21 protein-coding genes are annotated in these 20,199 nt (G+C 37.5%); all 21 read right to left on the reverse strand.

The annotated features are described in order from the left end of the window. Positions 1-11: 11 nt before the first annotated feature. Complete coding sequence (gene rseP, locus QRN68_RS00720; RefSeq protein WP_285394639.1) at positions 12-1,280, reverse strand: RIP metalloprotease RseP; 1,269 nt, start codon at positions 1,278-1,280, stop codon at positions 12-14. Positions 1,281-1,325: 45 nt separating this feature from the next. Beyond that, the gene (dxr, locus tag QRN68_RS00725) at positions 1,326-2,471 is read right to left on the reverse strand and encodes a 1-deoxy-D-xylulose-5-phosphate reductoisomerase (RefSeq protein ID WP_285394640.1); all 1,146 of its coding nucleotides are present in this window, start codon (positions 2,469-2,471) and stop codon (positions 1,326-1,328) included. 152 nt (positions 2,472-2,623) lie between these two features. Continuing rightward, positions 2,624-3,424 (reverse strand): phosphatidate cytidylyltransferase, encoded by an 801-nt coding sequence (locus QRN68_RS00730; RefSeq protein WP_285394642.1) that lies wholly within the window; start codon positions 3,422-3,424, stop codon positions 2,624-2,626. Beyond that, positions 3,421-4,215 (reverse strand): isoprenyl transferase, encoded by a 795-nt coding sequence (locus QRN68_RS00735; protein WP_285394643.1) that lies wholly within the window; start codon positions 4,213-4,215, stop codon positions 3,421-3,423. The genes QRN68_RS00730 and QRN68_RS00735 overlap by 4 nt, the downstream gene beginning before the upstream one ends. Positions 4,216-4,619: 404 nt before the next feature. Beyond that, positions 4,620-5,177 carry a ribosome recycling factor gene (gene frr, locus QRN68_RS00740; RefSeq protein ID WP_285394645.1) on the reverse strand — a complete coding sequence of 186 codons (558 nt, stop codon included), beginning with the start codon at positions 5,175-5,177 and terminating at the stop codon, positions 4,620-4,622. Continuing rightward, positions 5,177-5,902, reverse strand: a complete 726-nt coding sequence (gene pyrH, locus QRN68_RS00745; protein WP_285394647.1) for a UMP kinase — start codon at positions 5,900-5,902, stop codon at positions 5,177-5,179. Before pyrH ends, frr begins: the two co-directional genes overlap by 1 nt. 12 nt (positions 5,903-5,914) lie before the next feature. Beyond that, positions 5,915-6,202 carry a hypothetical protein gene (locus QRN68_RS00750; protein WP_285394648.1) on the reverse strand — a complete coding sequence of 96 codons (288 nt, stop codon included), beginning with the start codon at positions 6,200-6,202 and terminating at the stop codon, positions 5,915-5,917. 201 nt (positions 6,203-6,403) lie between these two features. Beyond that, complete coding sequence (tsf, locus tag QRN68_RS00755) at positions 6,404-7,291, reverse strand: translation elongation factor Ts (protein ID WP_285394649.1); 888 nt, start codon at positions 7,289-7,291, stop codon at positions 6,404-6,406. 101 nt (positions 7,292-7,392) lie between these two features. Next, complete coding sequence (rpsB, locus tag QRN68_RS00760; protein ID WP_049668466.1) at positions 7,393-8,112, reverse strand: 30S ribosomal protein S2; 720 nt, start codon at positions 8,110-8,112, stop codon at positions 7,393-7,395. Between the two features lie 157 nt (positions 8,113-8,269). Beyond that, on the reverse strand, positions 8,270-8,860 hold the full coding sequence (locus QRN68_RS00765; RefSeq protein WP_285394650.1) for a hypothetical protein: 591 nt from the start codon (positions 8,858-8,860) through the stop codon (positions 8,270-8,272). Positions 8,861-8,869: 9 nt separating this feature from the next. Next, entirely contained in the window at positions 8,870-9,178 is a 309-nt protein-coding gene (locus QRN68_RS00770) for an RNA polymerase subunit sigma (RefSeq protein ID WP_285394651.1), read from the reverse strand. A 36-nt stretch (positions 9,179-9,214) separates the two neighbouring features. After that, a complete protein-coding gene (locus QRN68_RS00775; protein WP_285394652.1) occupies positions 9,215-9,985 on the reverse strand; it encodes a FliA/WhiG family RNA polymerase sigma factor in 771 nt (256 codons plus the stop codon). Positions 9,986-10,519: 534 nt separating this feature from the next. Next, complete coding sequence (locus QRN68_RS00780) at positions 10,520-10,747, reverse strand: hypothetical protein (RefSeq protein WP_285394653.1); 228 nt, start codon at positions 10,745-10,747, stop codon at positions 10,520-10,522. Positions 10,748-10,887: 140 nt separating this feature from the next. Then, positions 10,888-11,394, reverse strand: a complete 507-nt coding sequence (locus QRN68_RS00785) for a chemotaxis protein CheD (RefSeq protein WP_481817417.1) — start codon at positions 11,392-11,394, stop codon at positions 10,888-10,890. After that, positions 11,395-12,027, reverse strand: coding sequence for a chemotaxis protein CheC (locus tag QRN68_RS00790; RefSeq protein ID WP_285394654.1), 633 nt, complete (start codon positions 12,025-12,027; stop codon positions 11,395-11,397). It lies immediately after the preceding gene. 9 nt (positions 12,028-12,036) lie between these two features. Then, positions 12,037-12,483, reverse strand: coding sequence for a chemotaxis protein CheW (locus QRN68_RS00795; protein ID WP_053594227.1), 447 nt, complete (start codon positions 12,481-12,483; stop codon positions 12,037-12,039). A 27-nt stretch (positions 12,484-12,510) separates the two neighbouring features. Further along, complete coding sequence (locus QRN68_RS00800) at positions 12,511-14,913, reverse strand: chemotaxis protein CheW (RefSeq protein WP_285394655.1); 2,403 nt, start codon at positions 14,911-14,913, stop codon at positions 12,511-12,513. Positions 14,914-14,928: 15 nt separating this feature from the next. Continuing rightward, positions 14,929-16,083: a protein-glutamate methylesterase/protein-glutamine glutaminase gene (locus QRN68_RS00805; protein ID WP_285394656.1), complete on the reverse strand. Its 1,155-nt coding sequence runs from the start codon at positions 16,081-16,083 to the stop codon at positions 14,929-14,931. Continuing rightward, entirely contained in the window at positions 16,084-16,959 is an 876-nt protein-coding gene (locus tag QRN68_RS00810; RefSeq protein ID WP_285394657.1) for a MinD/ParA family protein, read from the reverse strand. Continuing rightward, positions 16,956-18,152: a flagellar biosynthesis GTPase FlhF gene (gene flhF / locus QRN68_RS00815; RefSeq protein WP_285394658.1), complete on the reverse strand. Its 1,197-nt coding sequence runs from the start codon at positions 18,150-18,152 to the stop codon at positions 16,956-16,958. The genes QRN68_RS00810 and flhF overlap by 4 nt, the downstream gene beginning before the upstream one ends. Beyond that, positions 18,149-20,182, reverse strand: coding sequence for a flagellar biosynthesis protein FlhA (flhA, locus tag QRN68_RS00820; RefSeq protein ID WP_285394659.1), 2,034 nt, complete (start codon positions 20,180-20,182; stop codon positions 18,149-18,151). The genes flhF and flhA overlap by 4 nt, the downstream gene beginning before the upstream one ends. Positions 20,183-20,199 lie beyond the last annotated feature (17 nt).

Below are 20,199 nucleotides of genomic sequence, written 5' to 3' on the forward strand. Positions count from 1 at the left end.
ATTTAATTTAATTAGAAGAAAAATCGTTGGATATCGTTCCATGTAACGATGACCATTAGAATCATCAATAATACGATACCTACAAAATGCACAAGACCCTCTTTTTGACGATCAATTGGCTTACCACGTACTGCTTCATAGCCGAAGAATAATAGACGACCACCATCAAGTGCTGGAAGCGGTAGTAAGTTCATTATCCCAAGGTTAATACTTAACATTGCAGCCCAATTCATTAAATTCATGAATCCATATTGAGCTACAGCCTCTGTCGCTTTATAAATACCTACTGGACCTGATAGAGCATCTATAGTGAATTGACCAGTAATTAACATACCAAGCAACTCAAATATTTTAACAGTCATATTATAGGTTTCTTGAGCTCCATAAACAACTGCCTTTAATGGATTAAATTCACGTGGACTCTCATACTTAACACCAATTTGGCCATAAATCTTACCAGTCTTCTCATCTTTCTTTTCTTTAACGGTCATTGGAAGATTTTTTGTTTGTCCATCTCGTTCAATTGTTACATTAATTGTTTCACCTGGACGATCTTGTACATTGCCAGCTAAGTCTTGCCATTTTTCAACCGCTTGTCCGTCGATGGCAGTTACTCTATCGCCGGCAACCATTCCTGCCTGTGCAGCTGGATCATTGTCTACAACTTCTGTTATGATTGGCTCATACGTAGGGACACCATAAAATAACCCAATTAGCAAATAAATAACAAAAGCTAAAATAAAGTTAAACAATGGACCTGCAAAGATTGTCATAGAACGTTGACCAACTGTTTTAGCATTAAATTGACGATCATATGGTGCAATTAACGTTTCTCTACCGTTTTCTACAAGCATACAATCTCTTGCAACACTATAACGAACTAATTTTTCTTCTTCATCATAACCTTCTACAAACAATTCTTTTTCTAAATCAGCACGTTCAACTTCTAAAAATAACAAATCTGGTAATTGCTTATTGTTTTGATTAAAGATAATTTTCTTTACAACATTATCTTCATCTACAATAAGCCCTACTCGGTAGCCTGGTTGTAATTCAGTGCCATCCATGTCCTCACCAGCCATACGAACGTACCCACCAATCGGCAATAAACGTACCGTATAGATTGTTTCACCATGTGTTCTCCAATAAATTTTCGGTCCCATACCAATGGCGAATTCTCGAACCATGATTCCTGCGCGTTTCGCAAACAAGAAGTGACCAAATTCATGGAAGAATACGAGTAGGCCAAATATTAAAATAAATGCAATAGCTGTTTGCATAATACCCCACCTTTAAAAGCGAATAGTTAACGATATCTTCTCTCGTTATTTTACCATGTTTAACACTGTTTTTCTTGTTTCACTGTCTACATGCAAAATTGTTTGCAAATCTGGCACTAATACGTTGTTATGTGCCTGCATTACACGCTCAATCGTTTCGTCAATTTCAAGGAATGTTATGTGCCCTTGTAAAAATGCCGCAACTGCCGCTTCATTCGCCGCATTCATCGCTGTTAAAATTGTACCGCCTGTACGACCAGCCTCATAAGCTAGACGCAATGCTGGATAACGTTCAAAATCCATTTCTTTAAAATGTAACTGACCAATTTGTGCTAAATTAAGTCGTTGTCCGTTATGTAGCGGCATACGATCTGGGTAGCTTAAGGCATATTGAATAGGTACACGCATATCCGGTGTACCTAACTGTGCAATGACACTAGTATCATGATACTCAACTAGGGAGTGAATAATACTTTCTCTATGCAAAAGTACATCAATTTTATCATATGGCATATCAAATAAGACATGTGCTTCAATGACTTCCAACCCTTTATTCATCATTGTAGCTGAATCTATCGTTATTTTCGCACCCATTGACCAATTCGGATGATTTAGTGCATCTGCAACCGTTACATGCTTCAACTCCTCACGTGTTTTGTCACGGAAGCTACCACCAGAAGCTGTAATGATTAAACGTTCAATATTTTTTGGATTCTCACCATTCATTGACTGAAAAATCGCAGAATGCTCACTATCAACCGGTAAAATTGTTGCATTATATTTCCTTGCCTCAGCCATTACTAAATGTCCAGCAGTAACAAGTGTCTCTTTATTGGCAATGGCAATTGTTTTGCCCATTCGAATTGCGGCTAATGTCGATTCTAGTCCAACACTTCCAAGAACAGCGTTTACAAGCACTGTTGAATCAGGGTGTGTAGCTACCTCTACAAGCCCTTTTGCGCCAAACGTAAAATGGACTAGTGGATATTCTTTAGCGAGCATCATTGCATCCTCTTCTAATTGAACAGATACTAGCTCAGGCTTTAAAGTTTCAATCATTTCACGCGTTTTTTCGATGTTTTTCCCTGAAGAAAAGGCCACTAAATGAAAGGCATCTTGTTGTTCTTTTAAAATATCATAGGTTTGCCAACCGATTGAACCAGTTGCACCAAGTAAACTTATTTTTTTCACGACAATTAGTCCCCTTTTTCTATCTCAGCAAATGATATAGCATGATTATTACCACTCTTTTTAGAAGAAAATGCTATTATTATGACTCGTATAGTTGATTACGGTTCTGACTGGGCGCTTTTTAAGAGGCGTCCGATGAGCCACTATTGTTTTTAGTTACCAAAAAGATGTAAAAAATGTAGTAAAGGCACGACGAATAGTAGACTATCAAAGCGGTCTAAAATACCGCCATGCCCAGGTAAAATTTTGCCTGAATCTTTTACGTCAAAATGACGCTTTATAGCCGATTCCACTAAATCGCCCATTTGACCAATCATTGACGCAAAGATCGTGATGAAAATAATTGAGACATAACCATTCGCAAATGGATAAATTGCCTGCATACCAACAGCAAAGATTACGGCAATGACAATGCCACCTACAAAACCTTCCACCGTTTTCTTCGGTGAAATTTCAGGCCATAGCTTATTTTTACCTAGTTTTCTTCCAACAAAATATGCACCTGAGTCAGTTGTCCAAACTACTAGTAAGCAATATACGACAAACTCTAGACCATAGCTTCTTGTTTCAATTAAGTAATGGAAGCCTAATCCGACATAAAACGCACCTAATAAAATAAAAGCAACTTCGTCGAATGTAATTTTATTTTTTACAAGGACTACGTAAATGAGCAATAGCATCATTAGACCATACACAACCATTAAATCAGAGGAATAGCCAATTGCTTCTACTACCTTACTAGACCAGTCCTTTGGTATAACAAGTAGTATTAATGTTAGTAGCCCTAAAAAACCAGGCACTGAAAAAAGTGAAATACCTTTCATTTTTAGTATTTCATAAAAACCGACAACAGCCATTGCAAGCACAAGTAGTGTAAATGGCACTTTTCCATAAATAACGAATGGAATAAATAGCGCTCCTGCAATTATTGCTGTGATAATTCGTTGTTTCAAGTTGTTTCTTCTCCCTTCAACCCACCGTAACGGCGATTACGTTTCTGATAGTTTTCCACCGCTTCCAGTAAGGTTTCCTCACTAAAATCTGGCCACAATGTATCTGTAAACCAAAATTCTGTATAGGCGAGCTGCCATAACATAAAATTACTTAATCGTACTTCACCGCTTGTACGAATTAATAAATCTGGCTCTGGCAGATGGGCAGTCATTAAATGAGATGTCAAGCATTCTTCTGTTATGTCTTGCATCGTTAATTGACCGTCTTGCACCTTTTGAAGCATTGTTTTCATGGCACAAACCATTTCTGAACGGCTTCCATAATTTAGAGCAAAATTTAGAATTAATCCTGTATTATGCTTTGTCTCCTCCATCGCCTCATACAATGCTCTTTGAGTATGTGCAGGCAACAAAGATGGATCTCCAATCATTTCAACACGTACATTGCGTTCCATCATTTCAGGTAAAAAGGAACCTAAAAATTCGACAGGTAAACGCATCAGAAAATCAACCTCTTTTTTTGGTCGTTTCCAATTTTCTGTAGAGAACGCATACACCGTTAAAACTTTAATACCTAGATCTGATGCAAATCTAGTTACCTTTCTCACGGTTTTCATACCTTCATGATGTCCAGCAACACGTGGCATGGCACGTTTCTTCGCCCAACGTCCATTTCCGTCCATAATAATCGCTACATGAGCAGGAATCGGCTCGTTTTTAGCAAGGGCAACACGTTCCTCCAATGATAGTGTATCCATTTTTATTTGTTTACCTAATAGCTTTTTAAACATGCTAACTCCCCCACTACAACTAATCGGACGTATACTAACCTATCATAACAAACAAAAGCGCTTTTTGTCTTTTTTTTCCCTCTAAATTGACTATGTATGAACTAGCTTATTTTAGAACTACACACATTTTAGGATGCTCAAGTATGATTATTAAGAGGTATTTCCCTTATTTCGTTCATTCCTCAATAATGTTTTTCTCTTTACGTAAAAAACAGTTCTTCTTAATCTTAAAAGAAAGAAAAATTAGATGAAAGGTATTTCCCTAAAACAATTAAAGTTATGTATAACACTTTACTAAACCTTTTACATAATCATTTAAAAGTAAAGAGAAAAGACGTCCTGATATTTATAGGACGCCTTCATCTCATTAAAAAGTTCCATCATGGAGATGTAAATTGAGTTGTTTACACCTCTAAAATTTCTTTTTCTTTGTCTTTCATTACTTGATCTACTTTTACGATGAATTCATCCGTTAATTTTTGAATATCTTCACCGTAGCCACGTAGACCATCTTCTGTGATTTCGCCAGCTTTTTCAAGTTTTTTCAGATCATCATTAGCATCGCGACGAACATTACGTACAGCGATTTTTGCATCTTCTGCTTCTTTTTTCACTTGCTTCACAAGATCTTTACGACGCTCTTCTGTTAAAGCCGGGATCATTAAACGAATAACAGATCCATCATTTGTTGGTGTAATACCAATATCTGATTTCATAATCGCTTTTTCGATTTCACCTAAGATTGTTTTATCGTAAGGTGTAATAACTAATAAACGCGCTTCTGGTACAGAAACACCTCCAAGCTGATTAATCGGTGTTGGTGCACCATAATAATCAACTGTAATGCGATCTAATAGAGAAGCATTTGCACGACCTGCACGGATTGAAGCTAGTTCACGTGAAAAAGCGGCAATTGTTTTGTTCATTTTGTCTTTAGCTTGTTCTAAAACTTGTTTAGCCATTATGCATTCCTCCTAACAACTGTTCCAATTTTCTCGCCTTGTACGGCACGTTTAATATTACCTGGCTCCGTAATCGAGAAGACAATTAACGGAATATCGTTATCCATACATAAAGTAGAAGCTGTTGAATCCATTACTTGTAAACCTTGTTGAATAACGTCTAAATATGTGAGTGTATCGTATTTAACGGCAGTTGTATCTACCTTTGGATCTGCTGAATAGACACCGTCTACATTATTTTTTGCCATTAAAATCGCATCTGCGTCGATTTCTGCTGCTCGTAATGCAGCAGTAGTATCAGTAGAGAAGAACGGGTTACCTGTACCTGCTGCAAAAATTACAACACGTTTTTTCTCTAGATGACGAACTGCTTTACGACGAATATATGGCTCTGCTACTTGTGTCATCACAATAGAAGATTGTACACGTGTTTCAATCCCTAATTTTTCAAGGGCATCTTGTAACGCTAAAGAGTTCATAACCGTCGCTAGCATACCCATATAATCGGCTGCTGCACGATCCATGCCCATTTCGCTACCGATTTTCCCACGCCATATGTTACCGCCACCTACAACAACAGCAACTTCTACATCAAGATCTACTACTTCTTTTACTTCTTCTGCAACAGACTTGATTATTTTTGGTGATAAACCGAAGCCCGCTTCTCCAGCTAACGCTTCACCACTTAATTTAATAACTACTCGTTTATATTGTGGCACACTCATTGTAAACCTCCGTCAGACTTTATTTAAAACATCTCTATTCCCTTTTCCATTATAGTATAAATAACAATAATTTCTAGTTATGAATAAGGCAAAATAGAAAATTATGTGACTCATCATCATAAAGTTGGTTGATTTCTGTTCCGGCTGGGCGCTTTGTAGCTGCCGCTTCGCTTTCGCACAGAAAAAACAATTGTCGCGGCCGCTTCTCTTTCGCACAGAGCAAAGCTTCCTGGGGCGTCCGATGAGCTGCTTCACTCCCGATGCTCGCTCCAGGGTCTCATCTATGACGTTGATCCCCAAGGAGTCGCCTAGTCGTAACGAAGATCAACTTATATACATAGCATAGGTTTTAACAAATGTTATCCGCAACTTTTGGTAATGAGCCAATTATATCTTTTTTCCGCTAATTTCGGAAAAATAGGGAACACGCTATGTTGTGTTCCCCATTTTTTAGTCTAGAAAATCTAGATATTATTTGATTAGGATCAAATGCAAGCTAAATTAGTTACCTTTAACTTGGCTCATTACTTCTTCAGCGAAGTTATCTTCACGTTTTTCGATACCTTCACCTACAGCGTAACGTACGAAGCCATTTACTGAACCGCCAGTTGAAGCAACGAAGTCACGTACTTTTTGGTCTGAGTTTTTAACGAATGTTTGGTCAAGTAAGCAAACATCTTCAAAGTATTTACCAAGACGTCCTTCTACCATTTTCGCTACGATGTTTTCTGGTTTACCTTCGTTAAGAGCTTGTTCAGTTAATACTTTACGCTCACGTTCAACTTCTTCTGCAGAAACTTCATCGCGAGAAACATAAGTAGGGTTAATAGCTGCGATGTGCATAGCAACATCTTTTGCAGCAGCAGCATCTGTAGAACCTTCTAAAGTAACTAATACACCGATACGGCCGCCCATGTGTAAGTAAGAACCGAATGCATCTGCATCAGTTTTTGTTTTCACTTCGAAACGACGAAGAGTGATTTTTTCACCGATTGTTGCAACTGCAGTTGAAATTTGATCAGCAATTTTCACACCTTCAGCATTTGCAAGCTCTAATGCAGCTTCAACTGTTGCAGGTTTAGCAGCAAGTAATTGCTCAGCTAAAGAAGCAACTAATACTTGAAATTTTTCGTTTTTAGAAACGAAGTCAGTTTCAGCGTTTACTTCAAGGATGATTGCTTCGTTACCATTTTCTAAGATATAAGTTGTACCTTCTGCAGCGATACGGTCAGCTTTTTTAGCAGCTGAAGAAAGACCTTTTTCACGTAGGAAATCGATTGCAGCATCAATATCGCCATCAGTTTGTACTAACGCTTTTTTACAATCCATCATTCCAGCGCCAGTTTTTTCACGTAATTCTTTTACTAATTGTGCAGTAATGTTTGCCATTTAGTGTTTCCTCCTCAAATTGGTTGTACAAATTTTAGTGATAGGTTCTAAAAAAGGTGATAAGGGTCCTGAGCCACTTATCACCTTTTTGTAAACGTGAATTACTCAGCAGCAGCTTCTACAGCTGGAGCTTCTTCTTCACCTTGTTTTGACTCGATTAAAGCGTCAGCCATTTTAGCAGTTAAAAGTTTAACAGCGCGAATAGCATCATCATTAGCAGGGATTACGTAGTCGATTTCATCTGGATCACAGTTAGTATCAACAATACCTACTAGAGGGATGTTTAATTTAATAGCTTCTGCAACAGCAATGCGTTCTTTGCGTGGGTCAACCACGAACATTACGTCTGGAAGAGCGTGCATATCACGGATACCGCCTAAGAATTTGATTAGACGTTCGTGTTCTTTTTTAAGTTGGATTACTTCTTTTTTAGGAAGAACTTCAAAAGTTCCGTCTTCTTCCATTTTTTCGATTGCTTTCATACGTGCAACACGTTTTTGAATAGTACCGAAGTTTGTAAGAGTACCACCTAACCAACGTTGGTTGATGTAGTAGTTGCCTGAACGTTCAGCTTCATCTTTGATCGCTTCTTGTGCTTGTTTTTTCGTACCAACGAAAAGAACTTTACCACCGTCTTGACCAACTTGACGCATGAAGTCATAAGCTTCCTCTAATTTTTTAACAGTTTTTTGTAAGTCGATGATGTAGATCCCGTTACGCTCAACGAAGATATATTTCTTCATTTTTGGGTTCCAACGACGAGTTTGGTGACCGAAATGTACACCAGCTTCAAGTAATTGTTTCATAGAAATTACTGACATGTGTATTTCCTCCTAGTATGTTTGGTTTTTATCCTCCGCATTTATCACTTGCAACAAGCTACCCTAAGCTTAGAGCACCACTTACTACATCAAAATGCGTGTGTATTAATAACACCATTTGCAACTATATCATAGCTTTACCCTATTAGCAACTGTTTTAGTTATGAAATTTCAATAAAAGCTCGATTTCTGTTTTTCCTTTTTGAAGCTGTTTTGCAATTTCTTCTGAAGTTTTACCTTGTTTCGCTAATTTAATAGCTTGTTGTTCGATTGTTAATGGCTTCGCTTCGTCTTTTCGTATTGCCGGTTGTTGGGCTGAATGTACCATCTTAGCTTCAGACTTTGCTCCTGTTTGTTGCTGGCGTGAATAAGCATTGGCTGCGATATTTTTGGGCACATAAATTCGCGGTTCATTATTTAGACTACTAGAACCGTCTACTATGCTTTCTTCCTCTGTCAGAGAAGGAGGTTGCTCCTGCTCCTTTTGTCTCACAGTCTGCTCTACCTGTTTAACAGCATCCGTTGTAGTTTCAGACTTTGAAACTCTTTGCAACTCTTGAATCAAACGATCGTTTTCATCTTTCATTTCAGCTAAATAAACACTTATAGTATCATCCATTTCACGCATTAAACGTTCTTGCTTTATTTCTAAATCTTTAAATTTTGCTAGTTTTGTATTTAAAATGATAAGGAAATAAAATGAAAGTAACTGTAAAAAAAATAGAACCGCAATTAATATGGTTGTCATAATATACTCCTATCCACTAAAATCCACGAAATTACCCTTAAACGGATGTTGAGCTTGTTTTTTCGGCTCTTCGTTATTACTTTTTTTCTTTTTTCGAGTACCTTTTATATACTCGCCACCCGCTTCTTCTTCCTCACCAATCTCATCCATACCCTCTGAAGTATTCACAACTTTTTGCTTGCGTTCTATTTCTTTTTTTAACGCTTCATTTGCATGTACTTGCTGAGCCAAAACTTGTTGTTGTGCCTGATCCGCCATTTTCCCAGCTTCAAATGTTTTCGGAATAGCTATTTGTAGTTCGACACCCTTTAAACTCATTTGACTCACTCCTTCAATAGTAGGTATATACGATTATTACACATTAATCATTTCGTTGGATAATAATTTTCTTAACTTTAATAGTGCCTTAGAGTGGATTTGTGAAATACGTGACGTTGATAGTTCAAGCATTTCCCCAATTTCTGTTAATGTCAATTCTTCTGTATAAAATAAACTAAGCACCAGCTGCTCTTTATCATTTAGCTTTTGGATATTTTCAGCTAAGTCCTCCAGTAATTCTGATTTAACAACAGCTTGTTCAGGTGTCTCAGTCGTATCATCACGGATAACAAATGACTTTCCATCCGTTTCATCTTGATCTTGCTGCTCATTAATGGAAAGAACATTTGAAAAGAAATGTTCCTGTACAGTTTGGTAAACTTCCTCAACAGGTAAAACCATATGCTCCGCAAGCTCTTCAGGTGTTACATGACGCATATATTTTTGTTCTAAATGTTCAATTTGTGCATCTAATTTTTTAGCCTTTTCACGAGCTGAACGTGGCAACCAATCTTCCTTACGTAAACCATCTATAATTGCTCCTCTTACTCTAAAAGAAGCATATGTATCAAATTTCAAATCTCTATTAATATCAAATTTATTTAACGCATCAAAAAGTCCTACCATGCCTAAGCTTGTTAAATCATCTCGAGATACACTCTTTGGTAAACCCGCACCAATACGCTGTACATGATAAGATACTAGAGAAATATATTTTTTTATTAGTAAATCACCAGCATCTGGATCGCGCTCATGTATCCAACGGTTCCACAGCTTTTGTTCATCGTTCAGAATTGGTTGTGTCATGTAATCCACCTCTCTTAAGAAAAACGCATTTACGCGCCTGTTTGCCACTGTTTACTACTACTTCGATATTTTTTGCTTCTTTCTGAAAAAATATAGTTCATTTGTTGAAGACAACGAAGCGTTATTAGCCGTAAGCTTCTACCATAAAAACAAAGCAATTCTTTCCTATATTATAACAAGAATCGACTTTAATTTCATTTCTTTCTCTTACTCTATCACAGATTCTTCAAATTTATTTGTCGGGCATATTTAAAATGGACAAAAGGTGCCTTCATGACTTGTAAACACATTGTCTGTACGAGTCAGACACCTAAAGCAACAAAATTAGATATAGTTTCTACAGCAAATATTTTCAGGACTCACAATTGAAAATTCTCCTAGGCTCCCTCGGTTTGTTAACATAAACATAGTAATTACTTCAGGGCACTCACCTCCATCTTAAAACATTGAACACCCAACAAGTATTAATATTTAGCACATCAGTCGAGAATTAAGATAAGTACAAAAAAGAGCCGCTATTCGCGACTCCTATAATTATGCATTTACTTGCTCATCTTCACGATTCATCATCGTTCTTACAACTTGAGCAATTTCATCTGAGCTTTCATCCTGAAACTCAACGGTTGAGTTAGCCGTTGGTGTTTCTTGATTTTCTTCATTGCGATTGTCGGTTTCGTTTTCTTCAAGGTCACCTTCAACGACTTCGTCATCGCCCTCTGGTGTGAATAAAACGTAGGCAATTAAAAATCTTACAATATACATAAGGAAAAACACTATTATTCCCGCTACAAATGCTCCTATGATAATACGTAGTGGTGTAAAAGGTTTTTGAAATGTACTAAAAAAATATATAGAAAAGGCAACTAACGCACCCCACAGGTTGTAAAAAATAGAACCAAACATTATATTTCGCTCACTCCTTGGTTAACCGTACGAATATTTAATGTTGACGTCGCAGGATAAAATTCAATTGTTCTACCACTGTTACCACCCGTGTCTTCGGCAACTAAAGGAATTCCATGACGTTTTAACTCAGACTTTACAGCTTCTACATTACGGGGACCGATCCGCATTGAATCTTTGTCAGAAGTAAATTGAAACATCTGTGCACCACCAGCAATTTTTGCCTTTAGCTTGAATTTTAGAACGCCCTCTAACTTTAATAAGTCAATCATTGCCGCAATGCCTGTGTCAGCAAATTTAGCCACATTTATTGACTCTTGTCTACCTAAGCTCGAATCTGGCAACATCACATGTATTAAACCAGCAATTTTTTTTGACTCATCATATAAAATAACACCTACACAAGACCCAAGACCTGATGTTCTTATCGTGTTTGGTAACTTTACTACATCCATTTGTGCAATTCCAACTTTTATCACTTGTCCATTACTACTATTCAGCATCATCTACGAAACTCCTAATGATTTAAAAATAGCTTCGAATGAATCTGGATCTGGCAATAAGAAGAAATGCCCTTTTACTGTTTCTTGATCCTCTACACCGTCTTCAAAAATGGATGTGTTTATGACGATTACATTATCGCTAACGTGTGATAATTCAATCAAGCCAATACTAATAATGGCACCAAACATATCAACACTTAGTCCTGGCACTGTCGGATAAATTTTTAAATTTGTAAAGTCAGATAACGCCGATAAATAAGAGCCAGATAAAATATTACCCATTTCCTGCATAGCTGATAAACCTAATTCTGAAACAGGTCGTTTTTTAAAGTCGAATGATTCATCATATATAAGTCGACGGATAAAACGATTTGCTTGTTCAATTGGCAGGATAAAGAACATACTACCTTCAGCATCACCTTCAATGCGTAGATAGATTCCAACTACAACATTTTCAGATCCTCCAGCAAGCTCCATCATGTCATTAAATGAAACCATTTCAACCTTTGGTACTCGCATATCAATTTTTTTACCAAGTAAATTGGAAAGTGCTGTCGCAGCATGCGCAGCACCGATATTTCCAATTTCTTTCAATACATCTAAATGTAGTGATGTAATCTTTTGATTATATGTCATTATCGATCCCTACTTTAGTGGATTTAGTACTTTCTCTAAATGTAATAATATTAATAATCGTTTATCTATTTTAGCAACGCCTGAAATAAACTCTTCCTCAAGTGAACCAACAACTTCTGGCTGTGGTTCAATTGCGTTTGCAGGGATGTCTAGCACATCATTTGCAGAATCTACTACGAAGCCTACTTCCATATCTTCTAATGAAATAATGATAATGCGAGTTGTTTCTTCATGCTCAGAGATCGGTAACTCAAATCGTTCACGTAAATCCACGATTGGCGTTACGACACCGCGTAAGTTAATAACACCTTTTACATATTTCGCTGTTTTCGGTACACGCGTAATATGCATTAGTTTTTCAATCCCCTGTACATGTGATACAGGAATCGCATATTCTTTATCTGCTAATTGAAAAACAATCACTTTAATACTTTCTTGTTCCACTGCGTTTGTCATTGTTTACACCTCTCTTATTCATTCACCTTATTTAATAAGTGCGTTACAATCCACAATTAAGGCTACTTTCCCGTTACCTAAAATTGTTGCACCTGAAATTGCAAAGATATTCGTTAAGTAATTTCCTAATGATTTCAGAACAATTTCTTGTTGGCCAATGAATGAGTCCACTACTAAACCAGCAAGCTTCTCACCTTTTCGAACGATGACCACCGAATGGAATTCATCATTCTTCGGTTCTTTGCGAGGTACCTCAAATATTTCTTCTAAGAATACTAGTGGTACTACTTTGCCACGGAAGTCGATTACTTTTTGATTATGCGCATTCATAATTTCAGATGAACGGATAATGGAAGTTTCAATAATTGATGAAAGTGGAATTGCATAGATCTCTTTTTCGATTTCTACTAGCATTACAGAAATAATCGATAATGTCAGTGGTAATTGAATAGAGAATATTGAGCCTACATCTTGTGTAGATTCAATTGAAATATTTCCACCTAATGATTCTATTGTTGTTTTAACAACGTCTAATCCAACACCTCGGCCCGATACGTCAGAAATAACATCTGCTGTTGAGAACCCAGAAGCCAAAATAAGCTCATTAATTTGCTTATCTGTCATTGAGTATGATTGTTCTTGTGTAACAACACCTTTAGAAATAGCTTTCGCTAATACTTTTTCACGGTTAATACCGGCTCCATCGTCTTCAATTTCAATAAAGACATAGTTACCGCTATGATAAGCACGTAGTACAACCGTTCCTTCTTCTGGCTTTCCTTTTGCACGGCGAGCTGTAGGATTTTCAATACCATGGTCGACAGAGTTACGGATTAAATGAACAAGTGGATCTCCAATTTCATCGATGACTGTACGATCTAGTTCAGTTTCAGCACCGATAATTTCAAGGTTAATTTTCTTATTAAGATCACGAGATAACTGACGAATCATTTTTGGGAAGCGGTTGAATACTGTCTCAACTGGAACCATACGCATCGTTAAAATAATTGTTTGTAAGTCACCCATTACGCGACTCATACGCTCTACTGTTTCGTTTAACTCTCCATGATTAACTTCAGTTGCAATAGACTGTAGTCGTCCTCGATCTATAACAAGCTCCTCAAATAAGTTCATTAATATATCAAGGCGCTCGATATTCACACGGATTGTTTTATTCCCAACAGGCGCATGACTTTTATCCGCCTTAGCAGGAGCTTCTGCTTTTGCAGGTTTAGGTGCTGGTGTATTGTTTTCAGGTGCAGTAACAGGTTTAGCCTCCGGTTCTACCGTTGCTGTAGCTGTTACTTCTTGAATTGCTTGTTGGTTTTCATTAAATTGCTTTTGTTCGATCGTTGCGACAATCACTTCTTCGACTTCTGATACTTTCATAATCTTTTTCTGCATATCTTCAGCAGATTCTTTTGTCACGAAAGCTACGTAAAATTGTTGATCGAATTGCTCATCTTCAAGCTTATCTACAGATGGATTTGATTTAATAACATCCCCATCTTTTTCTAAGATTTCAAACACCATAAATACACGTGCCGCTTTTAACAGACAGTCCTCACGTAGTCGCACTGAAATTTCAAATGCATTGAAACCTTGTTCAGCAGATTGTGCAATAACTGTTTGTTCAAAGCCGTCATACTCTAAAACACTTGCTACAGTAGTAACTGAGGTAGCAATAGTTGCAACAATCACTTCTTCGACTTCTGATACTTTCATAATCTTTTTCTGCATATCTTCAGCAGATTCTTTTGTCACGAAAGCTACGGAAAATTGTTGATCGAACTGCTCATCTTCAAGCTTTTCTACAGATGGATTTGATTTAATAACATCCCCATCTTTTTCTAAAATCTCAAACACCATAAATACACGTGCTGCTTTTAAAAGACAGTCCTCACGTAGTCGCACTGAAATTTCAAATGCATTGAAACCTTGTTCAGCAGATTGTGTAATAACTGTTTGTTCAAAGCTGTCATACTCTAAAACACTTGCTACAGCAGGAACTGGTGTCTCAGTAGTTGCTACTACTTCAGGAATCGCGTACTCACCTAATTCAATAAGCTTTAACTGCGCTACAGTTGAGGATACATCACGCTTTCCATCTCCGCCGTTCGCAATGTCCATCACCATTTCTTCTAGATGGTCTACAGACTCAAAGACAACATCTAAAATTTCAGGAGTTACATGGATTTTCTCGTTTCGGATTGCATCTAATACATTTTCCATTTTATGAGTTAAATCAGCTAAATCTTCAAAGCCCATTGTTGCAGACATACCTTTTAATGTATGTGCAGAGCGGAAAATTTCTCCAACAATCGCCAAATCAGCTGGATTTTTTTCTAGTTCTAATAAATGTTCACTACATGCTTGTAAATGTTCTTTACTTTCTTCGATAAACATCTCTAAATATTGATTGACTTCCATAAGAGGACACCCCTTTTAAGGCAAATATTTCATTATTGTTTGTGCAATATCATCTACATCTGCAACTTCATCGACAAGCTGCGTTTCCACTGCTGCTTTTGGCATACCATACACTATGCAAGTTTCAGCTGATTCAGCGATAGCAATCACATTTCCAGAACCTTTTAGTGCTTTTAGTCCATTAGAGCCATCATGGCCCATACCTGTCATAATAACTGCCACTTTATCAAAATCTTTAAAATGACTCACATCTTCGAACATCACATCTACAGAGGGGCGATGTCCAGATCTAGGTGGTTCATTATTATCAAGGACAATGCCAAAGGAGGTACCTACTTTTCTAAGTTTTAAATGATACCCACCTGGTGCAATATACGCTACTCCATTTTGGAGAATATCTCCTTGCTCAGCTTCCCTTACAGTAATCTCACTCAATTGATCAAGACGAGTAGCAAGAGATTTTGTAAATCCTGCTGGCATATGCTGGACAATTAATATTGGTGCTTGAATTGATTTTGGGATTTTTGTAATTACTTCTTGTAACGCTCTTGGTCCGCCAGTGGAAGTTCCTATTAGTACAATTTTCTTACCTACTTTACTCCAATCAATATGTGGCTTCGAAATTTCTACCTTGGACGGAGAAACATCGACAGAAGGAGTCACCCTGCCTTCACCACGTTGTTCTCTTCTAATGATACTCGCATTTAATGCCTGTTCTTGTGGTCTTTTACTACCAGAAGGTTTCTTTAATTTTGAAATAGGTACCAATGCTGCTTGTTCAACCTTGTGGACAAGCTCGGTTTGGATTTTATGTAAATCAAGAGAAATTGTTCCGCTCGGCTTCGCGACAAAATCTACTGCTCCAAATTCAATTGCTGATAAGGCATTTTCTGCTCCTTGTTGAGTTGTACTTGAGAGCATAACAACAGGTACTGGACATATTGACATAATTTCTTTTAAAGCTTCAAGCCCATTCATTTCAGGCATCTCAATATCCATTGTCACAACTGTTGGTTGCAATGTTTGAATTTTTTTTATCGCATCTTTCCCATTTCGTGCTGTTCCAACTACTTCAACCTTCGAGTTGCCAACAAAAAAGTCACTAATTAGCTTTCTCATAAAAGCAGAATCATCCACAACTAATAGCTTGCTTTTATGTAAAAAGTCCAATTAATCACGTCCTTTCGAAAAAATACTTCTTAATTTAGTTAAGAATTTACTTGCTGACTGATCATGTGCATGAACTTCTTCCGCACGGTGTTCTATAAAACGCGTCACTATAAGTTGAAGTGTCTTTGAAATAAGTGCGTCTGGATAAGCAAGTGAAAAAGGTACTTGCTCACGCACAGCCTTACGCACAACAGTATCTTCAGGTAATGAGCCCAACACAGTAACCTCTTTGTCCAAAAAACGTTTCATCGTACGCTTTAGTCGTTCATTGGTTTCCATTCCTTCTTCCTTACTAAAGGCACGGTTACAGAGTATATAAAACTGTTTGTCTGCATCTCGTAAATGAATGTATTTCATCATCGAATATGCATCTGTAATAGATGTTGGCTCTGCTGTTGAGATAACAATGATTTCATCTATTGAGGCTAGTAATTCTAATGACCAACTAGTAGCTCCTGCTTCCATATCAAATAAGATATAATCAAAGTCTTTTTGAAGCTGTTCAAACCCATAAATAAGTCGTTCTAGCATCACCTCTGACCACTCGACGACACTCGACAAACCAGATCCACCTGCAATATATTTCAAATCATAAGGGCCTTCAAATATTAGCTCTTCTAGCAACTTATTCCCATCCAAGTAATCTTTCAAACTAGTAGAAACATTTTTTCCAATTAAAATATTGATATTGCCCATACCAATATCCATATCAACGATTACAACTTTTTTCTCTTTATTGGCTAATGTAGTCGCAAAATTCATTGTGAAGTTACTTTTACCAACCCCACCCTTGCCGCTTACAACCGCAATCGCTCTACCTAATCCGCCCTGCTGCCCCAACATTTTTAAACGTAATGTTTCAGCTTGGTCTCTCATTTTTCTTCACCTTGAAAAAATAAATTTAGCACTGCTTCTATCTCAGCTTCTTCAATATCTTCTGGTACTTCTTGACCATTCGTATAGTAAGCAAGTCCTTTATTATATTTAATCATTAAATTAATCATTGTGCCAATAGAATTTGTTTCATCAATCTTTGTAAAAATGAATTTTTCAATTGGTAATTGCTTAAATTGATCTACAATGTTTGCCATGTCCTTTTCTTTCGTCGTCATTGCAAGTACTAAGAAGGATTCGGCTTGTTCATCAAATTTTATGAGGCGCTGTAAATCATCTACATATTTTACCTCTTTATAATTGCGGCCTGCTGTATCTATAAACACTAAATCTAAATGGGACAATCGTTGGATTGCTTGTTCAAAATCAGTTGCATTATAGGCAATTTCGACAGGCGCCTGCAACAGTCCAGCATACGTTTTTAATTGCTCAATTGCGGCAATCCGGTAAGTATCTGTCGTAATAAAGCCTATTTTTTTCTTTTTCTCTAAAACTGCTCTAGCTGCCATTTTCGCAATTGTCGTGGTCTTTCCGACACCGGTTGGACCTAAAACATTAATATATTTTTTTTCATAGGATAGGCCTCCTACTGGGAGGTTTTCTAGCTCTTTGCGCAATAAACTTTTCGTAATCATCTTACATTGAGAAAAATTGATTTCTGACGCTTCTTTGAAATGCATAAAAAGCTCATCACCAATCGTTGTGATGAGCTCCTCACTTAGCTCCTGTTGTCTTAAGTATTCAATGAAAGGTAAGAGTTCATCGGGATATTGATCTTGGATAGTCTTTTTATGCATGGAATGCATTAAAGATTTTAAATCTGCAATTTCCTTCCTCAAATCTTCAGAAATGCTTGTCTCTTCATATAATGGCGCATCATGCTGTGTTTGTACTTGTTGTACTTTAGCTTGAACAGTATTCGTTATCTCTTGTAACCTTGCAGTTTCTTTATTAGTTTTTGTTATAGGTAAAGCTGCAGGTGCTGGAGCCACATTACTTGGCTCCATTGAATCAATCCCTGCAACAACCTCAAAACTTTTCTTTTTAATGATTCCGAAAAACTTCTTTGTAATTACAACTTTTGAATTCAAAATGACAGCGTCCTCACCTAATTCAGCACGCACAAGCTTCATCGCTTCTGGTATGGAGGATGCATAATATTTTTTCATTTTCATTCAACATTCACCACCCCAACACTTTGAATTTCAACCGAAGCATCAAGTTCATTGTATGAAAGAACTGGAATTTGCGGGAAATAACGCTCCGTTAGTTGACGTAAATACATACGAACTGCTGGAGAGCATAAGATAATAGCAGATTGTTCCATAAAGGAAACGCGCTCTACTTCTGCAGCAATGGTCTCCAGGACAGTTTGAGAATCTTGAGGATCCATCGCTAAGTAATTTCCGTGATCAGTTTGCTGAATACTATCAGCAATCATTTTCTCTACTTTACCCGAAACAGTTATAACCTTTAATGACGAGCTGTCCCCTACGTATTGAGAAGTAATCTGACGTGCCAATGATTGACGTACGTACTCAGTTAATATATCGGTATCGCTCGTTAACTTTGCATAGTCTGCTAGCGTCTCAAAAATAATTGGTAGATTTCGGACTGAAACATTTTCTCGTAAAAGTTTACCCAGTACTTTTTGAATTTCACCTGTTGATAATGGTGTAGGTGTCAGTTCTTCGACTAAAATTGGATGTGTTTCGCGTAAATGATCGATTAGCTGCTTCGTCTCTTGACGACCCAGCAATTCATAAGCATTTGCACGAATCATTTCTGTTAAATGGGTCGACACAACGCTCGGTGGATCAACAACTGTATAGCCAAACATTTCGGCATCCTCTTTCACTTGCTCAGTAATCCACTTAGCAGGTAGACCAAATGACGGTTCAACTGTATCAATACCTTCGATAGAATCATCGTCTCCTGGACTCATTGCTAAATAATGATCAAGCAAAAGTTCACCACGCGCCATTTCGTTACCCTTTATTTTAATTCGATATTCATTTGGTTGTAATTGAATATTGTCACGAATACGTACAACTGGAATGACAATCCCTAATTCTAATGCTAACTGTCGACGTATCATGATGACGCGATCTAATAAATCGCCGCCTTGAGCAGCATCTACTAAAGGTATTAAACCATAGCCAAATTCAAACTCAATTGGGTCCACGTTTAATAAATTCACAACATTTTCAGGGCTCTTCATGCCGTCTGTGGCCACTTCTTCCTCAATTTCAAGTAATTCTTCTTCATCCTCTGGTTTCTTACGTTCCATCATGTAGGCACCAGCAATTAGTGAAATACCAATTGGTAGTGTTACCCAGAGAGGTATTGGTGTGAAAAATCCTAGTAAAAGAATTGTTCCACCTGCTACATAAAGCAGTTTTGCTTGAGCAAATAACTGTCCTGTAATATCTTCACCAAGACTACCTTTAGAGGATGCACGTGTTACAACAATCCCTGTCGCTGTAGAAATCAACAATGCAGGAATTTGCGATACAATACCATCCCCAACTGTTAGCTTGGAAAAATGAGTAGCTGCTTCTGCAAATTCAAGATCCATCTGCACAACACCGATGATGATACCAAATAATAAGTTGATAATAACCATGACCATTGAGGCAATGGCATCCCCTTTTACGAATTTTGTGGCACCATCCATTGCTCCGTAGAAGTCCGCTTCACCCGCTACTTTTTCGCGTCGTTCACGTGCTTCTCTTTCAGAAATAATCCCTGCATTTAAGTCAGCATCAATACTCATTTGTTTACCCGGCATCGCATCCAGTGTGAAACGTGCTGCAACCTCTGCTACACGCTCCGCTCCTTTTGTAATAACGATAAACTGAATTAACACAAGAATTAAGAATACTACTAAACCTACAAGAACATTCCCGCCGACTACGAAATCACCAAAGGTTTCAACAACAGAACCAGCATCTCCATTCGCTAAAATGGCACGTGTTGTGGAAACGCTCAGTCCAAGTCGGAATAAGGTTAACAGTAAAATAACTGAGGGAAAAATAGAAAAATCTAACGCTTCCTTCATACTCATTGCTGTTAAAAGAACTATTAATCCTAGTGTAATATTAATGACGATTAAGAAACTTAACATCCACGGAGGAAGAGGGATGATGAGCATCGCAACGATTAAAATAACCGCACCTAAAACCCCTATATCGCGAACTTTCATTTGTGTCCCTCCTACAT

It is taken from the genome of Lysinibacillus sp. fls2-241-R2A-57 (assembly GCF_030209535.1).
Lineage (GTDB): Bacteria > Bacillota > Bacilli > Bacillales_A > Planococcaceae > Lysinibacillus.